Annotated in this window: 21 protein-coding genes; 3 read left to right on the top strand and 18 right to left on the bottom strand. The window is 38.3% G+C overall.

What is annotated here, in order from left to right; all coding sequences use genetic code 11:
* Positions 1 to 93: 93 nt before the first annotated feature.
* Together argJ and secA are read right to left on the bottom strand one after the other, a co-directional pair.
* Positions 94 to 1,305, bottom strand: a complete 1,212-nt coding sequence (gene argJ / locus ACORJQ_RS05390) for a bifunctional glutamate N-acetyltransferase/amino-acid acetyltransferase ArgJ (RefSeq protein ID WP_321326678.1) — start codon at positions 1,303 to 1,305, stop codon at positions 94 to 96.
* Between the two features lie 193 nt (positions 1,306 to 1,498).
* Positions 1,499 to 4,216, bottom strand: a complete 2,718-nt coding sequence (secA, locus tag ACORJQ_RS05385) for a preprotein translocase subunit SecA (protein WP_321326676.1) — start codon at positions 4,214 to 4,216, stop codon at positions 1,499 to 1,501.
* 179 nt (positions 4,217 to 4,395) lie between these two features.
* Between secA and ACORJQ_RS05380 the strand changes: the two genes are divergently transcribed.
* Positions 4,396 to 4,833, top strand: a complete 438-nt coding sequence (locus ACORJQ_RS05380) for a DciA family protein (RefSeq protein WP_321326674.1) — start codon at positions 4,396 to 4,398, stop codon at positions 4,831 to 4,833.
* Between the two features lie 51 nt (positions 4,834 to 4,884).
* Here ACORJQ_RS05380 and lpxC read toward each other — a convergent pair whose 3' ends face one another.
* The 12 genes from lpxC to ACORJQ_RS05320 all read right to left on the bottom strand — a co-directional run bounded on the left by lpxC (position 4,885) and on the right by ACORJQ_RS05320 (position 18,239).
* Positions 4,885 to 5,811 carry a UDP-3-O-acyl-N-acetylglucosamine deacetylase gene (gene lpxC / locus ACORJQ_RS05375; RefSeq protein ID WP_321326672.1) on the bottom strand — a complete coding sequence of 309 codons (927 nt, stop codon included), beginning with the start codon at positions 5,809 to 5,811 and terminating at the stop codon, positions 4,885 to 4,887.
* Between the two features lie 158 nt (positions 5,812 to 5,969).
* Positions 5,970 to 7,217: a cell division protein FtsA gene (gene ftsA, locus ACORJQ_RS05370; protein WP_321326671.1), complete on the bottom strand. Its 1,248-nt coding sequence runs from the start codon at positions 7,215 to 7,217 to the stop codon at positions 5,970 to 5,972.
* 64 nt (positions 7,218 to 7,281) lie between these two features.
* The gene (locus ACORJQ_RS05365; RefSeq protein WP_321326668.1) at positions 7,282 to 7,980 is read right to left on the bottom strand and encodes a cell division protein FtsQ/DivIB; all 699 of its coding nucleotides are present in this window, start codon (positions 7,978 to 7,980) and stop codon (positions 7,282 to 7,284) included.
* A gap of 34 nt (positions 7,981 to 8,014) precedes the next feature.
* A complete protein-coding gene (locus ACORJQ_RS05360) occupies positions 8,015 to 8,926 on the bottom strand; it encodes a D-alanine--D-alanine ligase (protein WP_321326666.1) in 912 nt (303 codons plus the stop codon).
* Positions 8,926 to 10,314, bottom strand: coding sequence for a UDP-N-acetylmuramate--L-alanine ligase (gene murC / locus ACORJQ_RS05355; RefSeq protein ID WP_321326665.1), 1,389 nt, complete (start codon positions 10,312 to 10,314; stop codon positions 8,926 to 8,928). Before murC ends, ACORJQ_RS05360 begins: the two co-directional genes overlap by 1 nt.
* A gap of 370 nt (positions 10,315 to 10,684) precedes the next feature.
* Positions 10,685 to 11,035 carry a hypothetical protein gene (locus ACORJQ_RS05350; RefSeq protein ID WP_321326663.1) on the bottom strand — a complete coding sequence of 117 codons (351 nt, stop codon included), beginning with the start codon at positions 11,033 to 11,035 and terminating at the stop codon, positions 10,685 to 10,687.
* 134 nt (positions 11,036 to 11,169) lie between these two features.
* Positions 11,170 to 12,399 (bottom strand): aminotransferase class V-fold PLP-dependent enzyme, encoded by a 1,230-nt coding sequence (locus tag ACORJQ_RS05345; protein ID WP_321326660.1) that lies wholly within the window; start codon positions 12,397 to 12,399, stop codon positions 11,170 to 11,172.
* A 102-nt stretch (positions 12,400 to 12,501) separates the two neighbouring features.
* Positions 12,502 to 13,827, bottom strand: coding sequence for a Fe-S cluster assembly protein SufD (gene sufD, locus ACORJQ_RS05340; RefSeq protein WP_321326659.1), 1,326 nt, complete (start codon positions 13,825 to 13,827; stop codon positions 12,502 to 12,504).
* Between the two features lie 26 nt (positions 13,828 to 13,853).
* Complete coding sequence (gene sufC / locus ACORJQ_RS05335) at positions 13,854 to 14,606, bottom strand: Fe-S cluster assembly ATPase SufC (protein ID WP_321326657.1); 753 nt, start codon at positions 14,604 to 14,606, stop codon at positions 13,854 to 13,856.
* 60 nt (positions 14,607 to 14,666) lie between these two features.
* Positions 14,667 to 16,178, bottom strand: coding sequence for a Fe-S cluster assembly protein SufB (sufB, locus tag ACORJQ_RS05330; protein WP_321326655.1), 1,512 nt, complete (start codon positions 16,176 to 16,178; stop codon positions 14,667 to 14,669).
* Positions 16,179 to 16,337: 159 nt separating this feature from the next.
* Positions 16,338 to 17,189, bottom strand: coding sequence for a hypothetical protein (locus ACORJQ_RS05325; RefSeq protein ID WP_321326654.1), 852 nt, complete (start codon positions 17,187 to 17,189; stop codon positions 16,338 to 16,340).
* A 15-nt stretch (positions 17,190 to 17,204) separates the two neighbouring features.
* Entirely contained in the window at positions 17,205 to 18,239 is a 1,035-nt protein-coding gene (locus ACORJQ_RS05320; RefSeq protein ID WP_321326652.1) for a zinc ABC transporter substrate-binding protein, read from the bottom strand.
* Positions 18,240 to 18,344: 105 nt separating this feature from the next.
* Between ACORJQ_RS05320 and ACORJQ_RS05315 the strand changes: the two genes are divergently transcribed.
* Positions 18,345 to 19,214 (top strand): ATP-binding cassette domain-containing protein, encoded by an 870-nt coding sequence (locus ACORJQ_RS05315; RefSeq protein ID WP_321326650.1) that lies wholly within the window; start codon positions 18,345 to 18,347, stop codon positions 19,212 to 19,214.
* Complete coding sequence (locus ACORJQ_RS05310) at positions 19,214 to 20,011, top strand: iron chelate uptake ABC transporter family permease subunit (RefSeq protein WP_321326648.1); 798 nt, start codon at positions 19,214 to 19,216, stop codon at positions 20,009 to 20,011. Before ACORJQ_RS05315 ends, ACORJQ_RS05310 begins: the two co-directional genes overlap by 1 nt.
* A gap of 9 nt (positions 20,012 to 20,020) precedes the next feature.
* Here the strand turns inward: ACORJQ_RS05310 and folA are convergent, their stop codons facing one another.
* From folA to ACORJQ_RS05290, 4 genes are all read right to left on the bottom strand, one after another.
* Positions 20,021 to 20,518 (bottom strand): type 3 dihydrofolate reductase, encoded by a 498-nt coding sequence (gene folA / locus ACORJQ_RS05305; RefSeq protein ID WP_321326646.1) that lies wholly within the window; start codon positions 20,516 to 20,518, stop codon positions 20,021 to 20,023.
* Positions 20,515 to 21,348 (bottom strand): thymidylate synthase, encoded by an 834-nt coding sequence (locus ACORJQ_RS05300; protein WP_321326644.1) that lies wholly within the window; start codon positions 21,346 to 21,348, stop codon positions 20,515 to 20,517. The genes folA and ACORJQ_RS05300 overlap by 4 nt, the downstream gene beginning before the upstream one ends.
* Positions 21,349 to 21,520: 172 nt before the next feature.
* Positions 21,521 to 22,324 carry a prolipoprotein diacylglyceryl transferase gene (gene lgt / locus ACORJQ_RS05295; protein WP_321326642.1) on the bottom strand — a complete coding sequence of 268 codons (804 nt, stop codon included), beginning with the start codon at positions 22,322 to 22,324 and terminating at the stop codon, positions 21,521 to 21,523.
* A gap of 200 nt (positions 22,325 to 22,524) precedes the next feature.
* Positions 22,525 to 24,555: a methyl-accepting chemotaxis protein gene (locus ACORJQ_RS05290; protein ID WP_321326640.1), complete on the bottom strand. Its 2,031-nt coding sequence runs from the start codon at positions 24,553 to 24,555 to the stop codon at positions 22,525 to 22,527.
* Positions 24,556 to 24,557: the final 2 nt, after the last annotated feature.

Here is a 24,557-nt window from a genome sequence, read left to right as displayed (position 1 = left end):
ATAAAAAAGCCCCGAATTAGATAATCTAATTCGGGGCTTTTTTGATTAATATCCACCAGAAACTTAATAATTTAAGTTCTGATTAGCTATAAATCATGAACGATACTCAGCATTAATTTTTACATAGTCGTATGAAAAATCAGTTGTCCAAACCGTTTCTTTAGCTTCACCACGATTTAGCTGAATCACAATATCAATATCCGTTTGATTCATTACCGCTTGGCCTGCTTCTTCAGTGTAACTTGCTGCTCTACCACCATTTTCAACAATACAAACATCACCTAAATAAATTTTAAGGGCATTCACATCCAAAGAATCAACACCAGCCCTACCTACTGCGGCTAAAATACGCCCCCAGTTTGGATCTGAAGCAAATAATGCCGTTTTTACTAAAGGCGATAACGCCACAGCATGAGCAACCTTCAAACACTCTTCTTGTGATGCACCGCTCTCAACAATAACACTTACAAACTTAGTTGCCCCTTCTCCATCACGAACAATCATCTGAGCTAACTCAGTCATCACATCATTAATTTCATTAGCAAAAGCTTTATAAGCCAATGAATCTGTAGAATTGATTTCAGGCATATCGGCTTGTTGTGTTGCCGTTAAGGTACAAGCATCATTGGTAGAAGTATCACCATCAACTGTAATTCTGTTAAATGATAAGTTCACGGCATCACTTAAACATTTCTGCAAACAAGCCTGGTTAATTTTGGCATCTGTTGCTACAAAACCTAACATAGTCGCCATATTAGGGTGAATCATTCCTGAACCTTTGGAGATGCCTGTAATTGTTACTGAACATCCATCTATGTCAACTACTCTACTAACCGATTTAGGAACCAAGTCCGTAGTCATAATCCCTTTTCGAGCGTCTTCCCAACCAGAAATAGATAGGTTTGATAAGGCTAATGGAATCCCTCTTTGAAACTTGTCTAATGGTAGATTCTCACCAATCACACCTGTAGAAAAAGGCAATACTTGATTCTTTTCGCAACCAAGCTCTTGAGCAACCCAAGCGCAAGTCTGCTGAGCATCAGCCATGCCTTGTTCACCGGTTCCAGCATTAGCATTACCACTATTGATTAATAATGCTCGCGGCTGTGCATTTTTTAAATTATTTTTAGCTAGGGTAACAGGGGCTGCACAAAACGCATTTTGAGTAAAAGTAGCTGCGGTAATCGATCCCTCAGCTAATTCCAAAATAACTAAATCTGTTTTGCCGTTCTTTTTTATTTTTGCTTCACAAGAACCTAAATACACGCCTGCAATAGGATGTAATTCTTGAGTATCTGTATTCATAACAATTCCTTAACACCACAATTATCTTCAATAGATAATGGGGAAAAACAAAACCCACCTTACGGTGGGCTTTTTTATGCTTATATCACTTAACTTATAACACTGAATTTAAGTGAGCTAATCAAAAGGATTTAATTAAATTCTTTTAATGCAATTTATTAAATCCTAACAATACAATTTAGAATACTGCGGATTAACTTAATTTTCCACAACATTGTTTATATTTTTTACCTGATCCACAAGGACATGGGTCATTACGCCCTACTTTTGGAGCTTCACGTCTAAAAGTAGTTTCCTCTTCAATATCAATTTCTAACTTATCATCAGAAATACTCTCTGCCTCTGGATGCCTTGCATCTAAATCGTGTGGACGTTCTTTCTCAGTTTGCTCATCAAAATCAGCAACATCTTGAGTGCCCTCAATCTGTACTAAAGACAGTACTTTAACCGTCTCAAAGGTGACTTCTTGTAAGAAGTTTTGGAACATTTCAGAGGATTCACGACGATACTCTTGAAAAGGGTCTTTTTGTGCATAACCACGTAAATGAATACCACGGCGTAGGTAATCCATCTCAGACAGATGTTCACGCCACTGTCTATCAATTGTTCTTAATAAAACTTCTTTTTCAAAATGATGACGTGTCTCAGGATCAACTACATTCATTTTAGCTTGATACAACTCTGCCAACTCAGCAATAACACGCTCGACTAATTTCTCTTCATATAGATTTTTATCGTTATCTAACCACTCTTGAATTGAAAAATCTGCACCAAGCTCTTCTGCCAATGCCTTCTCAAGTCCTTGAACATCCCATTGCTCTTCAATTGAACCTTTAGGAATGTAGGTACCAACAATCTGCTCAACAATCTGTTCACGAAGACTATCAACCACATCAGAAACATCATCCGCTTCCATTAACTCATTTCGTTGTTGATAAACCACTTTTCGCTGTTGGTTAGAGATATCATCAAATTTAAGTAGATTTGCACGCTCATCTTGGTGCATACGTTCTACTTGTTTTTGAGCTCTCTCAATCGATTTACTGACCATCTTGTGCTCAATCGCTTCTTCCGATTTCATACCTAATCGCTTCATCATCGATTTGACTTTTTCAGAAGCAAAACGTCGCATTAAATCGTCATCTAAAGAAAGGTAAAAACGGGTTGAACCTACATCTCCTTGACGACCTGAACGCCCACGTAACTGGTTATCAATACGACGTGACTCATGACGTTCAGAACCAATAACCTTTAAACCACCAGAATTTAAGACTTGTTCATGTCTCTTTTTCCAAGCCTCTTTTACTTGTTCAATTTGTTGTTCAGTTGGATTTTTTAGCTCAGAAAGCTCAAGTTCTAGATTACCACCTAACACTATATCAGTACCACGCCCAGCCATATTTGTTGCAATGGTAACTGCTCCTGGCTGCCCAGCATTAGCAATAATAGAGGCTTCTTTTTCGTGCTGTTTTGCATTTAAAACGTTATGAGGAATATTTTGCTGAGTTAAGAAACGAGAGAGCAGCTCAGACATTTCAATAGATGCAGTACCTACTAAAACTGGTTGTTTAGCTTTATGAGTTTCTTCAATATCTTTGACTATGGCATTAAACTTACCTTCCATATCCAAGAAAACAAGATCTGGTAAATCATTACGAGTTGGCGTTTTATTTGGTGGAATCACCACAACTTCTAAATTATAAGTTGATAAAAACTCACCCGCTTCAGTATCTGCCGTACCCGTCATACCTGATAATTTCTCATACTGACGGAAATAATTTTGGAAGGTAATTGACGCAAAAGTTTGACTCTCTTGTTGAATTTTAACACCTTCTTTCGCCTCTACGGCTTGGTGTAAACCTTCACTCCAACGACGTCCTTCCATCTTACGCCCAGTAAATTCGTCGATAATAACGACTTCGCCGTTTTCAACAATATAATCGCGGTTTTTTTCAAATAATAAGTTCGCTCTTAAAGCCGCATTAACGTGAATCATTAAACCAATGTGAGCAGCATCATAGAGACTATCACCTTCTTCAAGCAAACCTTGCTCAGCCATCATCGCTTCTACTTTAGCGTGCCCTTCATCGGTTAAATAGATTTGTTTGGCCTTTTCATCAATCGTAAAATCACCAGTTGATGTTTTTGTTTCTAAATCTTCTTGGCCCTGTTCAAGGTGGGCAACCAATGGATTAATAGCCGTATAAAGATGGGATTTATCTTCAGAAGGCCCTGAGATAATTAAAGGCGTACGAGCTTCATCAATTAGAATTGAGTCAACCTCATCGATTACCGCATAGTGCTGGCCACGCATAACTTTTTCGGCAGAAAAAATGGCCATATTGTCACGTAAATAATCAAAGCCAAACTCATTGTTGGTTCCGTAAGTAATATCTTTACCATAAGCCGCTTGTTTTTCTTGTTGCGACTGACCACTTAAAATAACACCCGTGCTCAAACCTAAAAATGAATATAACTGACCCATTTGCTCAGCATCACGTTGTGCAAGATAATCATTCACGGTAATAACGTGAACACCTTCACCTTTTAATGCATTTAAATAAACAGGTAATGTCGCTACAAGGGTTTTACCTTCACCAGTACGCATTTCAGAAATACGACCATCATGCAGTGCCATACCGCCTATCATTTGTACATCGTAGTGACGCATGCCAAACACGCGTTTACCAGCTTCACGAACTACGGCAAAAGCTTGAGGAAGAATGTCATCTAAACTTTTTCCATCAGCAAGTAATTGCTTAAACTCTTCAGTTTTATGTTTTAGCTCTTCATCAGATAACGCTTCGTACTCTGCTTCCAATGCGTTGATGGTTTGAGTCGCTTTGCGATACTGTTTAAGCATACGTTCGTTTCGACTACCAAAGAGTTTTGTAAAGATATTTAAGGCCATTTAAATGTACATTCCAGTTAAAAATAGTGCTAACAATATGATGACAAAAATTGTCAAATGGATGAATCTGCTATTGGATTCTATCTCATTTTACCTGCGAGTAAGATTATTCAAATTATACATAATCCGAATACGGTAAAATGAGCAATTATTCTAACATAAAACCAAACAGCAACAGTATGAAACCACTCTTAAATCAGGCACAAGGCGCACTAAAAAACTTACTGGCAGATGCACAGCTTTTCCAGGCATTGCTTGAGGTAGGACAAGACAGCTTACCGTTAGATTTACAACCACATTTGATTGGTGTAAGTTTTGAAAAAAATACCTTGTTATTGCAATTGGATGAGAGTATCTGGGCGACTCAATTGCGTTTTTATGAACCAAACCTTCTTGGTATATATCAGGAGCACTTCCCTCACCTTGAGTTACGAACTGTTAAAGTTCATGTCCTACCACAGTCTCCAGAACCAGTACGTACCAAAAAAATCATCACTCCACCAAGCAATGAGGATGCTGAACAAATGCTTGAGATGAGTAAAAATGTAAAATCTCAAGGTTTAAGCAAAGCCCTAAAATCTCTAAGTTTACGGGCAAAAAAAAACGCCCGTAATTAAAGGCGTTTTTGAAGAGTTATCTCAAACTTGATGTAATAAACTTATTTAAATTTAAGCAACAACTTTACTACTACCGTATCTCACAGGTGGTTTTTCGCCACCATCAGGATATTCAACAAGTTCATAAGCATCTGGTTGTTCTAACAAAGCTCTTAACAATTGATTGTTTAATGCATGTCCTGATTTATGGGCGGTGAACTCACCAATAATTGGGTGTCCAAGCATATATAAATCACCAACCGCATCCAAAATTTTATGGCGTACAAATTCGTCTTTGTCTCTAAGCCCTTCAATGTTCATAACACCTTGTTCATCTAGACCAATGGCATTTTTTAAACTTGCACCCAAACCAAGGTTACGCGCTCTTAAGGTTTCCATATCTTTCATAAAACCAAACGTTCTTGCACGACTCACTTCTTTAAAATAGGCCGTTGAAGAAAATTCTAAGGTCATTTTTTCAGCTGTCTCTTGAAATGCCGGGTGTTCAAAATCTATTGAGAAATTTAATCTGTAACCTTCATAAGGCTTAAATTCTGCAGAACCGCCTTTATCATTCTCAACACGTACAGGCTTTAGGATTTTTACAAATTTCTTTGGTACGTCTTGAATTTCAATACCTGCTGACTGCAATAAAAAGATGAAGTGGGATGAACTACCATCCATAATTGGCACTTCGTCAGAGGTAATATCAATATAGACATTATCAATCCCAACGCCCGCTAAAGCAGACATCAAATGCTCAATAGTTGCAATCTTAAGTTTTTTATCACCTAACGGAGTTACAACAGTCGTGCATAACATGGTCTCACCCACAATCTCAGGCGACACTCTAAACTCAACGACTGGAAGACAGTCAACACGTCTAAACACAATACCCGTATTTACAGGTGCAGGTCTTAAAGTCATAACAGATTCATGACCAGTATGTAAGCCAATGCCTTTGGCTTTGATTTTGTTGGCAAGGGTTCTTTGATTCAAGGGGAACTCATTCTTTAAAATTGTATTTATATGTTTTATTGACTTTGTCTATTAGTAACGCTTGTTTTTTTATAAAAATAGGCAATACAAAGCATTTTAACATATATCATTAGGCTTCAATCAGCCCTAAATTTACTTATATACCGAAGACAATAAGCCTAAAAACTTTTACTGAACCATGTTTTCATACGTTCAAAAATAGAGCTAGCGTCTGCAAAACCGCTACGTTCGCTGATTTCAGGAATCGCCCCACCCAAATGATCACGGGCATGCATAAGTAACCCAACGGTTGTCGCGTAAGATGGGCTATTGACTTCATCTTTTAACCCTTGAACACCTTGTGGATAACCTAATCTAACCGGCATATGGAACACTTCTTCAGCTAACTCAACCGCACCTTCAACTAGAGAGCTGCCGCCGGTTAAAACAATACCTGCTGCCAGTACATCTTCAAAACCAGCACTGCGAAGCTCGGCTTGAATCAGCTGAAATAATTCTTCGTAACGAGGTTCAATAACTTCTACCAAGGTACGACGTGATAAACAACGTGCAGGACGATCGCCTACACTTGCTACTTCAATTTCTTCATCTTTATCAATTAACTGCGGCAAAGCACAAGCGTATTTACGTTTAATTTCTTCAGCCGCTTGTGTAGGGGTACGTAAAGCAACAGCAATATCATTAGTCACTTGATCACCCGCTACGGATATAACCGCAGTATGACGAATCGCCCCATTATGAAAGACCGCGATATCGGTAGTACCACCACCAATATCCACCAGGCAAACACCCAATTCTTTTTCATCTTCAGATAACACTGCTTCACTTGACGCTAACTGCTCAAGAATAATGTCTGCCACACCTAAATTACAACGTTCAACACACTTGGTAATATTCTGTGCAGCACTGACTGACCCGGTAACCATATGTACTTTAGCTTCTAAACGCACACCTGACATACCAATTGGTTCACGGATTCCACCTTGGTTATCAATAATATATTCTTGAGATAAAATATGTAAAACACGCTGATCACCTGGTATGGCGATAGTTTGTGCCGCATCCATAACGCGTTCTATATCATCAGGCTGAACGTCTTGGTTACGAATAGCCACCATACCGTTTGAATTGAAACTTTTTATATGGCTACCAGCAATACCAACATAAACCGATTCAACTTCAAAACCAGACATTCTTTCAGCTTCATCAATCGCTCGCTGGATTGATTCAACGGTAGAATCAATATTGACTACAACACCTTTTTTTAGTCCTCTTGAAGGGTGGGTTCCCATTCCTACGATTTCTATTTCACCATCGGGTTTAATTTTTCCGATAATTGCAGCAATCTTTGAAGTACCAATATCCAAACCCACTACGGTATTTGAGGAGTGTTGTTTTCGCGCCATGCTATGCTTTACCTTTTCTTTACACACTGTCAAATTTTGATTTTGAACCAAGTAAAATTACGATTTATTTCTTGGCAATAATAAAACCATTACTATAGCGTAAATCGTAGATTCGTGCTGATTTTCTCATTGCCAAATCCAGCTTGGGATAGGCTTTTAAAAAACGTTGTAATTTATGCTCATAATTTAAAGAATCCAAAATCACGCTAGGCCCATTTAAAAACCCAATATGCCAGACGTTATCGGACGATAAACTGAGCGATTTAATTGTTAAATCTAAATTTGAGAACTGGCTTTGTAAACTAATAAAATGACGTAACACCTGTTCAGATTGATCTAAGGCCCCGTCTAATTGAACTAAATTTTTAAAACCCTCAATAGATTTTGGGAAAAAAACCTCTCCAGAACGATTTACCAGGCCAGCTTCACCCCAGCGAGCTACAGGCACTTGTTCTTTAATTGAAATATAAAGTAAATTAGGCCATTTGCGTTTAACTTGTGCAGATTTTACCCAATCTAAATGCGTAAGATCGGCTTGAATTTTATTTAAAGGAATATCCCAAAAAGAGCTACCCAAATATGGTTTGACTGCAGATGAAATTTCATTTTGAGTCACTTGTTGCAGTGGCGAAACCAACTCATAATTTTCGATTGGCTGATAAAAAGGGGAATCTTTTTGAGTGGATAACCAACCTACCAGGCCTAGTAAAAACAGTGCCAAAACAAGAAAAGCAATTTGGATACTTCGCCTAATATTAAACAAGGTTTTTATACTCACTTAGTAACAAGGTGTGACCTTAATCTTCTTCTAAGGTGGTTTTTAAAATATCAACCACTAACTGTTCAAAAGAGATACCTGCAACTTTTGCTGCCATTGGCACAAGGCTGTGATCCGTCATTCCAGGAACGGAGTTTAATTCAATTAACCAAGCTTGGCCTTCATCATCTAACATCAAATCAACTCGCCCCCAGCCTTTTGATCCTAAAACCTGAAAGGCTTGTAGTAATAATTCTTGAATCTCTGATTCAGTTTCAGTTCCCAAATCACAAGGGCATATATACTGAGTATCATTAGATTTATATTTAGCATCAAAGTCGTAAAAATCGTGTGAGGTTTTTAACTCAATCAAAGGTAACGCTTGATTGTTTAAAATCGCTCCAGTGTATTCACGCCCAGTAATCCATTGCTCAACCAAAACTTCTGAGTCAAATTCACGTGCGTAATTAACCGCTTCAACCAAACTCTCTTTGTCATAAACTTTACGCATTCCAATGCTAGAGCCTTCATGACATGGTTTAACGATGACTGGAAAAGGTAAATCAAACTCATCAATATCTAATGGCATAACGTCAGATATCCAAATAAAACCGGGCGTTGGCAGACCTGCTCCCATCCACATCCATTTGGTTCGTAATTTATCCATTGCCACAGCAGAAGAAGCCATTCCACTGCCAGTATAAGGCAACCCTAAATCATCTAAAATTGCCTGAACAACACCATCTTCACCCCAACGGCCATGCAAAGCAATAAAAGCTCGGTCATATTCTTTGGCAATACGTTGTAAATCTTCTAATTGAGTTACATCTTCTGAAACGGCATCAATACCTTGAGCTAAAAATGCTTCTGTAACGGCTGCACCACTTCTTAAAGACACCTCTCGCTCAGCTGCTTTTCCACCCATTAAAACGGCGACTTTTCCAAATTCCATTATGCTTGCACCTCAGTTGTTTGCCAATTCTTAGACACCTGACCTACGTCACCTGCACCCATGACTAATAATACGTCATCATCATGCAAAATATCTTTGGCAATTTCATCTAACTGTTCCAAACTGTCTGCGTAAAAACCATGTCCACCACGTACTCTTAAAGCTTGTAACAAAGCTTTTGAGTCAAACATAGGCAACGGCGTCTCACCTGCTGCATAAACGTCCATTAACACCACCAGGTCTGGTCCCGTTAAAGCTTGAACAAAGTCATCAAACAAATCACGGGTTCTGGTATAACGATGAGGTTGAAAAACCAAAACTAGTCGCTTGTCTGGAAACGCCTCTTTGGCTGTTGAAATTGTCGCCTCTAACTCTGTTGGATGATGTCCATAATCATCAACTAAAGTTACAGTATGATTACCAATCACTCGTTCAGGATAAACTTCAAAACGTCTCCCAACACCACCAAACTCTATTAATGCTTGCTGAATTGCATCAATCGAAACTTCTAACTCTAAACCAATCGCAATCGCCGCAAGTGCGTTTAACACATTGTGTTTGCCCGGAGTATTTAAAGTCACATCAAAACTAATTTCTCGCCCAACTAAAACCTGAAACTGCATTTGCAGTCCCTTTGCTTTCACATTAATAGCTCTAACATCAGCAATTTCAGAAAAGCCATAAGTCTTAATTTTACGAGACAGCTTAGGCAATATTTTTTGGATATTCTCGTCATCGATGCACATAATCGCCATGCCATAAAATGGCAAACGATGAATAAACTCAATAAAGGTATTTTCTAAGTTTTGATAATCGCCATGATAAGTTTCCATGTGATCTTCATCAATATTGGTCACCACCGACATCATTGGCGAAAGGTGTAAGAATGAGGCATCGGACTCATCGGCCTCGGCAACTAAATAACGGCTAGAACCCAAACGGGCATTTGAACCTACTTGATTTAATTTACCGCCAATCACAAAAGTTGGGTCAATTCCGCCTTGGGTTAATACTGCTGCGGCAAGACTGGTTGTTGTGGTTTTCCCATGAGTACCCGCAATCGCAATACCAAAACGCATTCTCATTAATTCCGCCAGCATTTCAGCACGGGGAATGACAGGAATTCGAGTACTCTTTGCCCAATCAACTTCTGGGTTGCCAGCCCCAATTGCAGTTGAAACCACAACCACATCGGTATTTTTAACATGATTCGCTTCATGGCCTAATTGAATCAAGGCGCCCAAAGATTCCAATCGGGCAACGGTAGGATTATGCTTTAAATCCGAACCTGATACGACATAACCAAGGTTAAGACAAACCTCAGCAATACCTGCCATACCTACTCCACCAATTCCGACAAAATGAATCTGCTTAACTTGTTCTTTCATTGTGCTGACAACTTCAATTAATAAATTTTAAATATGTGCAGAGCCCATTGTACGAGTGAGCTGCGAATTAAAAATGTGAAAAAATTTCGCTGATTTTAGTAAAAAAATACACATAATAGCTAGCTATTGGGCGTATTTTTTGACTGAAAGATGTGGGATTTTAGCCATTTTTAAACGTAGATACACTCGTGCAAAGGTCTCGTTCAATATCATACAATGATTTTCCCAATAACACGCCAATTTCTATTATGAATATTGATGTTTTATGCGTCGTGAACTTTAAGTATTAAACAGCTATTTTCTTAAGTTATTGAAACTAAAAGACACCTTTAAATGAGACTTTAAAATAATACAAAAAAGTTCAATTTCATTATTGAATTGAGGGGGAATCTAATATATTTAATTGTTCTGTATCTATATCTTCAAAAGGTTTAGATACAGGTTGCGGGTTCATCCAATAATACCGCCCTAATATCGCCGCCAACTCAGTAGGTTTTTGATATGGATTGGTTATTTCAACCGTTCCATTTGATACCGTTGAGACAACCCCTTTAGCTATAGCCTGGTGAATTAATTTTTCTACTAAATCCACTTCTCCTTCCAACAAACCTTTATCGGGATTCCACCAAAAAACCAACTGTGGATAAGGTTCAGATAAGGTCGGCAAAGGAATTAACTCGATACGAATCCAGTTAAGAGGTTGATGGTTTTGTGATTTCATAGAAACCAATATACTGAAAACAGAATAGAATTTATAAAGAATATTTAAAAATATATGAAAAATAACTAGAAATAATTAAAGGTTAAACTTTAAAAAGTTACCAGGCCTGGTAACTTTTGATTTGTCACAAAAAACTAAACTAGCATCTCTTTTGCTTCAAGAATAGAAGCAACTAAACGATCGATATCATCGAAATTATTATAAGCACCAAATGAAGCACGAATCGTAGCGGGTACATTAAAGTGTTGCATAACAGGCATAGCACAGTGGTGACTTGCTCTAACCGCTATACCATCTTGATCCATTAAAGTTGCCATATCATGAGGATGCACACCATCAATGATAAAAGAGACTACGCCTCCCTTGTGTTCAGCTTGACCGATAATCTGTAAACCTTCAATTTCTGAAAGTTTTTCTGTGGCATATTTAAGCAACTCAGCTTCATATTTTGCAATATTGTCTAAACCAACTTCATTCAAAAAATCTACCGCAGCAGCAAGGCCAATTGCCCCAGAAATATGTGGTGTTCCGGCTTCAAATTTATAAGGCAACACGTTATATTCTGTTTTATCAAAGGTCACAGAATAAATCATGTCTCCTCCACCTTGATACGGAGGCATAATTTCTAGCAACTCTTCTTTGGCATACAAAACCCCAATTCCGGTTGGACCGTACATTTTATGCCCAGACAAAGCATAAAAATCACAATCTAAATCTTGTACATCAACTTTCATATGAGGTGTTGCCTGTGCACCATCAATCATAATTTTTGCACCCACCGAATGAGCGATTTCAGCCATCTCTTTTACTGGGTTAATTGTACCTAATGCGTTTGACATATGAGTCACAGAAACCAGCTTGGTTTTTTCTGAAACCAAACTTTTAAGAGCGTTCATACAAACTTCGCCCCGTTGGTTCATTCGCAATACAATCAAACGAATTCCAATGCGATCTCTAAGCAACTGCCAAGGCACAATATTTGAGTGATGTTCCATTTCTGTCACAATCACCTCATCGCCTTCTTTTAGGTTTTCTAACACCCAGCTTTGAGCAACAAGATTTATCGCTTCGGTAGTACCGCGAACAAAAACGATTTCTTTGGTGCTTTTGGCATTAAGAAACTTTCTCATTGTTTCACGTGCACCTTCATACTTCTCGGTTGCACGCTCACTCAAGCCATACACACCTCGATGTACATTGGCATTTTCTTCACGATAATATTTATCTAATGCCTCAATCACTCTTAATGGTTTTTGCGATGTCGCTCCACTGTCCAAATAAACTAAAGGATGACCATTTTCAACTACGTTTAAAATAGGAAACTGTGCTCTAACTTTTGCAAAGTCGATTGTGTTTATTGACATACGTATTCCGTTAGTTGATCACTTAAAGAGTGAAACAAATGAATAAATTTAATAAAAATAAAGAAAATAAATTAAAGTGAATGAATTAAAGTAACAAAAAAACTACTGGTGAATTCTTACCAGGCCTGCTGATAATCTATCTGTTACCCAGTTACGCACCTTAGCATTACTGATATCTTCAGCTGGCTCTAGTAAAAAAGCGTGAGTAATCATTTTAATGGCATCTGCTCGGCGAATTCCGCGTGCTTGTAGATAGAAGATTTGATTTTTATCAATCTGTCCAGACGCTGAACCATGCGAACATTTAACGTCATCCGCATAAATCTCTAACTGAGGTTTGGTATCCATTTTGGCAAAATCCGATAATAAAAGATTTTTGTTATCCATTTGCCCGTCTGTTTTTTGAGCTTTTTGGTCAACTCGAATCATACCGTTAAACACCCCAATAGCATGATCGGCTAAAACATATTTATGCAACTGTTGACTGATACCCCAAACATCGTTGTGTCTGGTATTTGTACGAGAATCAACCACTTGTTTGTCTTTTGCTAAACAGGCACTATTTTGCTGACTTTCAATGTGTTCACCATTCATCCAAACATGGTTCTGATGGCGAGACAATTGCGAACCTAAACCACCATAAAAGCTATGAAAATTGCTATTATCAGCTTGATAGATAAATTGATTATTAAAATAGAAGGCCTGGTCACTCTGCTCTTGCATCACAATTTGCTTACAACGAGCTTGGTTAGCTAAGTGAATCTCTGTTACCACATTGGTACAAGCGGTTTCATCTTGTTCATGCAAACTCACAAAACGTTGTATTACAGTCAACTCTGCATTTTCAGCCAACTCAATTCTATTGCGAACATTACTCATTTGGTTAGCACGCGTTTGAATATGCAAGACAAAAAACGGAGTTTCCATATAAGCATTAGCGGCAACTTGTAAATAAAAACCATCTGCCAACAGCAGGCTATTTACAAGACCAAAAGGCTCTTTATCGATATCGGCTTGATGTTCAAAAAAGCTTGCTGGATTACCAGAAATTTCTTCAATATCCCTAAACGATTCGCAAACCACGCCGTTAGGTAAAGACGATAAATTATCTGACAAGGCATCGCTAAACCAACCATCCACAAAAACAATCATCGTTACTGCAAAATTTGGTCTAAAAGCACTTAACTGTTCACGGGTTACAGAGCTTGCCGCTTGCATAGCAAAATGATTTTGTACAAAAGTCGTTAAACGAGTGTATTGCCACTCTTCATCACGCTGAGTGGGAAACCCTTGCAACGCGATTTGTTCTTGAGCTTGTTTACGAATCTTTTGAAAAGTAGCACTCTGGCAATTGGCATTTAATAACTCAGACTGAGCGATATAATGCTCAACCGCTTTTTGGGCTACGGGAGAGATTTTTCTTTGCATTTAGATATCCGCTATTGTCTTAGTTTTTATTGATTTTGCTGAATGATGTCATCGTAACCATTCTCTTCAAGCTCATGAACTAATTCAAATCCACCTGATTTTACAATCTTACCGTCGTATAAAACATGCACATGGTCTGGCTTAATATAATCAAGCAGACGTTGGTAGTGAGTTACGACAATAAAACTTCTGTCTTCAGAACGCAGAGCATTGACGCCATTAGCAACCACACGTAAAGCGTCTATATCTAAACCTGAATCGGTTTCATCTAAAATACATAGCTTTGGCTCTAGAAGAGCCATTTGAAAAATATCGTTACGTTTCTTTTCACCACCTGAGAAGCCAACGTTAACAGAACGCTCAAGTAAGTCGGCACGCATATCTAACAGCTCAATTTTTGCCTTGGCAAACTCATCAAAATCAAACATATCTAACGCAGGCAAGCCACGCTCTTCACGAATGGCATTTAATGCCGTTTGCATAAACAATTTATTACTTACACCAGGAATTTCTACAGGGTATTGAAATGCCAAGAAAACACCTTTACGAGCACGTTCTTCAGGGTCTAACTCAAGTAAATCTTGGCCATCAAACTCAATAGAACCGCCTGTAACTTCATAATCATCACGACCTGAAAGCACGTTAGCTAAGGTACTTTTACCTGCTCCGTTTGGCCCCATAATGGCGTGTACTTCTCCTGGCTTAACTTCAATATTTAGCCCTTTTAGGATTTGTTTTTCATCAATTTCTGCTTGTAGGTTTTCTACTTTTAATAACATGGTATCAATACTTTTGATTTATAAATTCTGTCAATAATGTATCTAATTGAATAATGTAAATTATCCAACAGACCCTTCTAAACTAATCGCTAATAACTCTTCGGCTTCTTGAGCAAATTCAAGTGGTAATTCGCTAAATACCTCTTTACAGAAACCATTTACAATCATAGAGATAGCATCTTGTTCGCTAATTCCACGCTGTTTGCAATAAAACAACTGATCTTCACCAATACGCGATGTAGTTGCCTCATGCTCAATTTGAGCTGTTGGATTCTCTACTTCAATGTAAGGGAAAGTATGTGCACCACATTTATCACCAATTAACATTGAGTCACATTGGGTAAAGTTTCTCGCCCCTTCGGCACTGGGTAAAATTTTAACCAAACCACGGTAAGTGTTATCACTCTTACCAGCAGATAGCCCTTTTGAGATAATCGTACTGCGAGTGTTTTTACCAATATGAATCATCTTGGTACCAGTATCTGCCTGCTGTCTACGATTAGTTAAAGCAACAGAGTAAAACTCACCAATTGAGTTATCACCTTTTAATATACAGCTTGGATACTTCCAAGTAATGGCTGAACCTGTTTCTGCTTGAGTCCAAGATAACTTTGAGTTTTTACCTTCACAGATTCCGCGTTTGGTTACAAAGTTTAAAATACCACCTTGGCAGTCATCATCACCTGGGTACCAGTTTTGAACGGTTGAGTATTTTACCTCAGCATCTTCATGCACAATAACCTCAACCACTGCAGCGTGCAGTTGGTAGGTATCTCTTACTGGAGCCGAACAACCCTCTAGATAACTTACATAACTACCTTTATCTGCAACGACGATAGTACGTTCAAACTGACCCGTTTTAGCTTCGTTAATACGGAAATAGGTAGATAAATCAATTGGGCAACGCACGTTCTCTGGAATGTATACAAAGGTTCCATCAGAAGCGACTGCTGAGTTTAAGGCCGCAAAAAAATTATCGTGATACGGTACAACCGAACCAATATACTTTTGTACCAAGTCTGGGTAGTCGTGAACCGCCTCAGAGAATGAACAAAAGATAATACCAAGCTCGGCTAAATCTTCACGTTTAGTGGTAGAAACTGAAATTGAATCAAAAATAGCATCTACTGCAACATTAGAATCGTCACCCGTAATTGGTACACCTAATTCTGCAAAGGCTTTAGCAACTTCTGCATCGATTTCATTGCTCTGCCCATCTGTGTCGCACGAACCAGCACATGAACCACATTCTGGAGCCGAATAATAACTATAGTCCTGATAGTCTAAGGAAGTATATTCTGCTTTAGCCCAATGTGGCTCTTCTAAAGTTTTCCAGTGTGCAAAAGCTTTTAAACGAAAATCAAGCATCCATTCAGGTTCATTCTTTTTCGCTGAAATAGCTCGCACAACCTCTTCGTTTAAGCCTTTTGCAAAAGTCTCAACATTGGTCGATGTAACAAAGCCTTCTTTGTAGTGTTGATTTTTAGAAAGCAGAGCATTGATCTCTTCATAGTCGCTTTCATCCACCCTAGTTTCAGGCTGTAATTCGGTTATTTTCGCTGCGTTAGCCATTGTTCTAATTCACCTAATTTTAATATCTGAGTATTTTAGTGGGTTATTAACTAAAAGTCTATCCCTAAGCTCAACTCTTCACCAGTAACTACAGGGTATTTACACTAGTTTTGTCTTACAAGTAAGAACAAATGATTATATTGATTAAGCTTTAATTAATTAGACCTTACAGGCCTGTATCATTTCGGTTAACCAGGCCTGGTTAAGTCCTGTTCCGCAAACTGTAAGCGTTCCAATTTTTTCTTCTGAATCTGCAGCAAAGGTATCCCAACGATATGGAGTTCCTTCAATCTGTACTAAGTTGGCATACTCAAAGGTATTTAATACCCCCGTTACTCGGGTAATATTTATGCCGTGATTTTGCCGTGCGTTATCTAAAACCATCAGTAGATGGTCAAGCATGACTCGTTCAAGAGTAAAATCAAAACACTCATTTTTTTGTTCTGTTAACTGATTATTTGTTGAATTATCTAGCCCCTTATTATCAACCGTAACATCATCAGCAACATTAACTTGCCCTACTGCTCTCTTTTCAAAACCACTAAAGTTACTGGGTAAATTTTGATTTAGCATTCGAACAATCGGTATTTGACTATTGGCGGTCTGTTTTTTAATCCAGCTACCCCACCAAGCCTGGTCATTTAAAGAGCTGTTTTCAGAAAAACTAAAGACAATGCCATCAGCTACATTTATCATTTTTTGCAACATGTTATTTGCCCAGAGCAAAGTTTCCATTGGCAAAACCGACCTAATATCAATGATGCAATAGACATGAACATCACAAAAACCAATACCGCCTAAATTTTGAGTTAATAAGTCAGGCAAACAATCTAAATCATGCCATTCATAACTACCAGGCCTGGTAAATTGAATCTGTTTATTTTCAACTTTTACATCTTCTTTGAACAACACTTTACAACCAAATTGGTTCTGTAACGCCTGGGCAACCTTGCTTTTTCCGGAACCTGGCAAACCTAATAACACAATGTTTTGATTTTGAATGCTACTCACCTAATGTTTACCAGTTTATTTAGTTTGCGATAAACAGTCGTAAAACTGATTAGATAGCTGCTCCAAAAAAACATCATACGGTAGATAATCCGCACTATTTTTTTGCTGATACTCTTTAGAAACCAAGCCAATTGGGTCTAAACTACCTACTTTAACTTTAAGATTTTTAGTTACGGCATAAACTCGTTTAGCTGGAAACTGTGGCTCTTTAAAGACACATCGGACATCACCTTGTTTAATCTTTTCACGTAGCTCAGCCACTCGTTTTAAACTTGGAGAAATCGTTGGGTTTAACTGAATAGAACCAATGCCATTTAAATTATATCGGTTTGAAAAATAGTGAAATGCATCGTGCAATACCATATAAGGCACATCTTTAACTGGCGTTAATTGGCTTTGTATTTTTAAATCAACCATGGCTAACTGCAACAACCAATCTTGAGTTTTTTGTTGAATAATCTTTGCTTGCTGAGGTTTAAGTAATTGCAGCTGGTCAGAAACCACTTTAATGAAGCTTTGAGCGTTATTGAACGACATCCAAATATGGCCATCCATTTGACTCATTTCTGAATTGTGTGACGATTCATGTTCATGTTCATGTTCATGTTCATGCTCATCCTCGTCCTCGTCATGATGGTGTTTTTTTCGCTCCCACAACCCACCTTGTCTTATAGCCAATTGCTCTACATCAGGAACACTCAACAAAGACTGCTTTGGCACCGTAATATTTTGCAGTGGTTTTTTCATCCAATGGTCAACAGGAGTACCTACCCACAACACTAAATCACTTTCTTTCAATGTTTTAATATTAGAAGGCTTTAACTGAAAACCATGTGGACTTGCTCCGGGTTTAAGTAAAACCTCAATATGATCATCATCAGACAGTAAAGGTTTAATCATCCCCGCTAATGGCGGAATGGAAACCGTAATATTTAATGCGTTCGCCGCTGAAGAAAAAACCATGGCGAATAGCAAGCCACCAAGTACAATGCTTTTGTGTAACGTTAATTCTTTTCGGACTTTATGCTGTAAACTCGATAAAATATTCACAATGTTTTTATTCCTTGCTTAGTTAAGCTTGCTTTTGCCTATTTTACTGGCGATAAATCAACCTAAGTTTGAATGTATTTTTTGTATTAAAAGGCTCTTGTCATCGTGCAGTTCTCACAAACCCAGCAACCCCTGATTCAAGCAGAAAAGGTCTCTCACCAGTTTAACTCAACTCAGGTACTGCAACAGATATCGCTTCAAGTTTACCCTAAACAAATAGTGACCTTAATCGGCCCAAACGGAGCGGGTAAATCAACCTTACTTAAAATTTTGTTAGGTCTAATTGAACCAACTCAAGGCTCGGTAACTCGTCAAAAGAATTTACATATTGGTTTTATGCCACAAAAAATTCAAATTGATCCAACCTTGCCTATGACAGTAGAACGCTTTTTGCAACTAGGTTTACCCAACCAAAATGTATTTCAAAAACTATTTGGCGGACAATCAAAGGCAGAATATTTTAACACATTGATAAATAAAACGACCGATGATCTTGATATTACAGAACTACTCAAACAACCTATACAAAAAGTCTCTGGCGGCGAAATGCAACGTATTCTTTTAGCCCGTGCACTTATACGTAAACCCAATTTGCTGGTACTAGACGAACCTGTTCAAGGGGTTGACTTACAAGGCCAAACTGAAATTTACGACTACATCAATAAAATTAGACATGAGTACGGTTGTGGTATTTTGATGGTAAGCCATGATTTACATATTGTAATGAAACACACCGACGAAGTACTCTGCTTAAATCAACATATGTGTTGCACTGGGCATCCACAAAGTGTCAGTAAATCATCCGAATTTAAAGCACTGTTTGGTGATTTATCAGAAAGTTTGGCATTTTATGAGCATCATCACAATAATGACGTGTGTGAACACACTCACGGCTTACACCATAATAGCGACGACCACAATCACGAACATGAACACTCGCACACATCAACAATCAATCACGGAAAAACATCATAATGGCCTGGCTACCTGACTTTATGCTTTTCGCCTTAATTGGCGGTATTGGGCTTGCCATTATCTCAGCCCCACTTGGGGTCTTTATGGTTTGGCAACGCCAATCTTATTTTGGAGCGACCTTAGCTCACTCGGCTCTTTTAGGAATTAGTATTGGGCTATTTTTACAATTGGATCTAACCTTAAGTGTGATTATTGTCTCTATGCTCGTGGCGGCAATGATTTTTTGGCTAAGCCACTTTAAACAGCTCTCATCTGACACTTTATTAGGCATTTTAGCTCACAGCAGCTTGGCTTTTGGTCTGATTTTAATTAGCCTGCAAGACAATATCCAAGTAGATTTAATGTCCTATCTATTTGGAGATATTTTGAGTATTAACGAGGTCGATTTAGGTTTGATTTTATTAACCAGCGTATTGATCTTGCTATTTTACGCCCAACACTGGCAGTCGTTATTAAATGTCACCCTCAATCCAGAACTGGCTCAAGTGGAAGGGGTAAACATAAAACGAGTGCAATTACTGTTTGTGTTATTGCTTGCGTTTATGATTGCATTATCGATGAAAATCGTAGGGGTATTATTGGTGACTTCGTTATTGATTATTCCTGCTGCAGCGGCAAGACGTTTATCTAGCTCTCCAGAACAGATGCTGATTTACAGTATTTTAATTGGTTGCTTATCGATTTTGACAGGCCTGCTACTTTCTTATCAAGTAGATCTACCAACCGGCCCAAGTATTGTAACAACCGCCACCATAATTTTTGTATTACTGCTATTGAAACCACAGCCTAATCAATAACAAGCAATCTTAGGCTCTTTCTAAGGTAACAAAATCAAATGCGTAAGCGTGGCGATCATCTTTTGCATGTTGTTCTCTAGCAATTTCATTCCAGGTAAATTGTGTCCAGTCTGGAAAAAAGGTATCGCCATTTATATCCGCATCTATCAGCGTTAAATAGAGCTTATCAGCTTGTGGAAGCATTTTTGAATATAGCTGCCCACCGCCCATAATAATTACTTCTTCGGCTTCACCTAAATCGGCAAGTTCAGCTAATGCACCTTCAAGAGAACTGAATAGTTTTGCTCCGTTTGCTGCAAAATTCATTTGTCGACTAATGACATAATTTTCGCGATTCGGTAACGGTTTTGAGCCAATCGATTCAAAGGTTTTTCTTCCCATAATCACTGGTTTACCAGTGGTCATCGCTTTAAAAAACTTTAAATCATCTGGCAAATGCCAAGGCATATCGTTATCTAAACCAATCACTCGGTTATTTGCCATTGCGGCAATCATGGCAATTTTCATACAGACACCGTTGCTTTAATGTGTGGGTGAGATTCATAATCCACAATTTCAAAGTCTTCAAACTGGTAATCAAAGATGCTCGCAGGCTTACGTTTAATCACCAGCTTTGGCAGAGGAAAAGGCTCACGACTGAGTTGCTCTTTGGCTTGTTCAATCGTGTTGTTATATAGATGAACATCGCCGCCAGTCCAAACAAAATCGCCTACTTCTAAACCTGTTTGCTGTGCCATCATATGCATCAACAATGCATAACTAGCAATGTTAAAGGGAACGCCCAAAAAAGTGTCAGCACTGCGTTGGTATAGCTGGCAAGAGAGCTTACCGTTTGCCACATAAAACTGAAAGAACGCGTGACATGTTGCTAAGGCCATCTGCCCATTTTCAACATTTTCTTGAGGGCTAATAGATTCATCAGGTAAATCCGCTGGATTCCAAGCAGTAACAATCATACGGCGACTATTTGGATTGTTTTTTAGGGTTTCAACCACTTCAGCGATTTGGTTAATGGTCTCACCATTGGGTTTTTGCCAAGCCACCCACTGCTTGCCATATAAAGGCCCTAAATCACCGGATTCAGTTGCCCACTCATCCCAAATACGTACGCCGTTATCTTTTAAGTATTTAATATTGGTATCGCCCGTTAAAAACCATAACAGCTCATGCACAATAGAGCGGATATGTAGCTTTTTAGTCGTGACTAATGGAAACCCTTTTTGTAAATCAAATCGCATTTGATAACCAAAAACAGATCGTGTTCCTGTACCTGTTCTATCACCCTTATCGGTGCCGTTTTCTAAAATGTGAGTTAATAAATCTAAATACTGTTTCATAATGGATACGCTTTGTTTTCAAAATGGCCTGTTCATTTAATCAAGATTAATCATGCTTTAACATCGTTTGCTATTTTACCAGGCCTGGTAAATTTATAACCGCCATAATCTACTGTTGTAGCACTGTTGTTTTAATTGGCTGTTACGAATGTCTGCTTTTACTTTGATATCTTTACTTTGCTGTTTTTACTTTCTCACTTCTAGCTTTATAAGCCATTAGCAATAAACCAATAATAATCATCGGCAAAGAGAGTATCTGCCCCATTGTCACCCAGCCCCATAGTAAATAACCAAGCTGAGCATCAGGAACTCGCCAGAATTCAACGGTGAATCTAAACACACCATAACCAATTAAAAACAGCCCTGCTACTGAACCTGGTGTTCTTGGTTTTCTGGCATACCATGCTAGCAAAATAAACAGTACAACACCTTCAAGTAAGGCTTCTAATAATTGTGTTGGATATTTTTGCACCGTTTGCTGTATAACCGGATCATACACCCACATACCCAAAGGCGAATCTGTTGTTTTACCCCATAATTCACCGTTAATAAAGTTGCCGATACGCCCTGTAAATAGTCCGATTGGCACTAAAGGGGCAACAAAGTCGGCTACTTGAAAGAGCGACTGTTTGGTCTTTTTAGCAAAAAACAGCATGGCAATGGTGACACCTAAAAGCCCACCATGAAAAGACATACCGCCATGCCAAACTTTAAAAATATCTGTTGGCTCAGCTATGTAATGACTTAAATCATAAAACAGAATATAGCCAATCCTACCGCCTAAAATGACACCCATCGCCACATAAAACAGTAAATCTCCCACCATTTCTGTGTTCCAAGGTTCAATAAACTTTGCTCTGTAAGTTCCGTAAAACCAGCCCAAAGTAAAAGCCAATAAATACATTAAGCCATACCAATGTACTTGTAAAAAACCTAAATCTAGGGCAACAGGGTTAATACTGGGATAAGACCACATAAGACAAATCTAAACTCAAATTAAAGTATATTAAAAAGCCACTTTAATCAGTGGCAGGTAAAAATCTACTTTGCATTATATAGTTTCTAAAAATAATTATGATTACAAATCTACAACTAAACGCGACTAAATGAGAGATATAAAAAAACGACCTCAGTTGGTCGTTTTAATAAAGGCGATTTAATTTAAAAACTTAAAAATTAAATTTTAAATTGATGCACTAAACGTTCAAGTTTATCGGCCAAAACTTGCAGATTATTACCCGCCTGTTCAGTACTATTAGAGCCATTTGCCACCATCTCGGTAACATCGTGAATTTGACTAATGTTTTGATTAATCTCTTGCGCTAAGACACTTTGTGAATGAGCCGCATTAGACATCTGTTGACTCATTTTATTAATATCATCCATTAAAATAACAACTGGCTGTAAGGCATCTTTCGTTTTAGAGATAGTGTCACAACTGGCCTTGGTAGCTTCTTGCCCTGCCTCAACTACATCAGCGGTAGTAAGTGTTGCATTGCGAATTTTTTCAATAATCTTCTCAATCTGACTAGTCGACTCTTGAGTACGTTGTGCTAATCCTCTAACCTCATCGGCAACCACGGCAAAACCACGACCATGCTCTCCTGCACGTGCCGCTTCAATAGCCGCATTTAAAGAGAGCAAATTAGTCTGTTCTGCAATCTCTCTAATCACATTCACCACAGTACCAATTGATTCACTGTCCTCTCTTAACAATCTTACCGAAGAAGTCATCTCCTCCATACCATTTGAAAGTTGTTGAATTTGATCAGCGCTACTCAACACCATATCACCGCTTTTTTTAATGCGTTCTGCCGCTTCGTTAGTGGCTCTAGAAGTGTTTTGCGAATGATCTTCAACACTTTTAGACTTCTCAGTCATCTCAATCATAGAAGCCGATAAACCACCACTAGCTGAAAGCTGTTGCTGAGCCCCCGTTTTAGCCTGGTTAGTAATTTTAAGAAGCTCACCTGAAGAGACTTCTAATTCATGAATAGTTGAAGAAACCTCAGATAACATTTGGTGTATTTTTTCAACAAAAGCATTGAAGTGTTGAGCGAGTTGCCCAACTTCATCTATGCTATTAACCGGCAAACGACGGGTTAAATCACCCTCTCCTTCTGAAATATCTTTCATAGCAGCTGATATTTCTTGAATAGGTGAGACCACAGAATGAGTAACTCGACTTGAAATAATCATACCTGCAAGCTGACCAATCACAGATAACACAATTAATAAAATAATGTTATTTAGACTCATTTGCAGCACGTTTTGACTGGTTGTTTTTACCTCACTCACGGCCAACTTAGAAATAGACATTAACTCTTTATCAAGCTCACTAAACACTGGTCTAATTTTATTATTCATAAACCAAACATCCATACGCCACTTATCACCGCCATGAATGCCTTTAACCACCATAAAATGCTCGCGATAGGTTTCATATAAACCAGCAAGATTACTTAAACCATCTTCCTCTTCAATGGTGAGCTCTACCTTTCTTTGTTTAGCTAATTTATGCATAACCGTTTCAAAAACATCTAAATAGTTATCGGTCGCATCAGACATGGTCTGACTTCTAAAGCCGATATAACCGCGTAAACTACTGGTGACGTTTAGCCAACTTTTTTGAAGTTCAAGTAAATCACTCACCACACTTTCACGCTTTGGTGAAAGTTCAGACAGTTCAGAGCTAATCATGGTAGAAACGATTTGCTGAACTTGATTAGCAATCGATAGCATATTTTCGTTTACATATTTAAAAGCAGGAAATTTTTCCGCACGATTATTTTGAAATTTTTTGACCTCTTTTACCAATTGATTTAGCTGTAAAAGGTGTTGATCTAACTGCTTATATTTTTGAGTTAATGCACTTTGCTCTAGGCTATTTTGATTCAAAGTATCTTGTGCCTTAGCTATGTTTTTCTTAACAGAATCAATGCCAGCCTCATACTGTTTAAGTACGCTTTCATCGTTCATAAGAATATACATACTCAAAGAGTTCATACTTTTTTCTAGTAAAAAGGCTGATTCAATCGCGTCTATGGCAACAGGTTGCTGTTTTTCAACCACATCAGACATATTTGATCGTACAACGGCCAAATTTACCGCCGCTTGAATGGTAATAATGGCTAATACTGCCCAAATCACTCCGAACCCAAAACGCATTTTTTGCTTAATGGTGAGTTTTTTTAACCAATTTTTCATAC

Source organism: Thiomicrorhabdus sp. (genome assembly GCF_963662555.1).
GTDB lineage: Bacteria > Pseudomonadota > Gammaproteobacteria > Thiomicrospirales > Thiomicrospiraceae > Thiomicrorhabdus.
Note: the sequence above shows the minus strand (reverse complement) of the source record. Positions and strands in the feature narration are given on the sequence as shown.

Coding starts and splice junctions, on each gene's coding strand:
- ACORJQ_RS05360 (WP_321326666.1), bottom strand. CDS start 8,926: ATGGAATTTGGAAAAGTCGCCGTTTTAATGGGTGGAAAAGCAGCTGAG.
- ACORJQ_RS05300 (WP_321326644.1), bottom strand. CDS start 21,348: ATGAAACAGTATTTAGATTTATTAACTCACATTTTAGAAAACGGCACC.
- argJ (WP_321326678.1), bottom strand. CDS start 1,305: ATGAATACAGATACTCAAGAATTACATCCTATTGCAGGCGTGTATTTA.
- ACORJQ_RS05290 (WP_321326640.1), bottom strand. CDS start 24,555: ATGAAAAATTGGTTAAAAAAACTCACCATTAAGCAAAAAATGCGTTTT.
- ACORJQ_RS05350 (WP_321326663.1), bottom strand. CDS start 11,035: ATGAAATCACAAAACCATCAACCTCTTAACTGGATTCGTATCGAGTTA.
- ftsA (WP_321326671.1), bottom strand. CDS start 7,217: ATGGCGCGAAAACAACACTCCTCAAATACCGTAGTGGGTTTGGATATT.
- ACORJQ_RS05380 (WP_321326674.1), top strand. CDS start 4,396: ATGAAACCACTCTTAAATCAGGCACAAGGCGCACTAAAAAACTTACTG.
- ACORJQ_RS05345 (WP_321326660.1), bottom strand. CDS start 12,399: ATGTCAATAAACACAATCGACTTTGCAAAAGTTAGAGCACAGTTTCCT.
- folA (WP_321326646.1), bottom strand. CDS start 20,518: ATGAAAATTGCCATGATTGCCGCAATGGCAAATAACCGAGTGATTGGT.
- secA (WP_321326676.1), bottom strand. CDS start 4,216: ATGGCCTTAAATATCTTTACAAAACTCTTTGGTAGTCGAAACGAACGT.
- sufB (WP_321326655.1), bottom strand. CDS start 16,178: ATGGCTAACGCAGCGAAAATAACCGAATTACAGCCTGAAACTAGGGTG.
- lgt (WP_321326642.1), bottom strand. CDS start 22,324: ATGTGGTCTTATCCCAGTATTAACCCTGTTGCCCTAGATTTAGGTTTT.
- ACORJQ_RS05310 (WP_321326648.1), top strand. CDS start 19,214: ATGGCCTGGCTACCTGACTTTATGCTTTTCGCCTTAATTGGCGGTATT.
- sufD (WP_321326659.1), bottom strand. CDS start 13,827: ATGCAAAGAAAAATCTCTCCCGTAGCCCAAAAAGCGGTTGAGCATTAT.
- sufC (WP_321326657.1), bottom strand. CDS start 14,606: ATGTTATTAAAAGTAGAAAACCTACAAGCAGAAATTGATGAAAAACAA.
- murC (WP_321326665.1), bottom strand. CDS start 10,314: ATGAAAGAACAAGTTAAGCAGATTCATTTTGTCGGAATTGGTGGAGTA.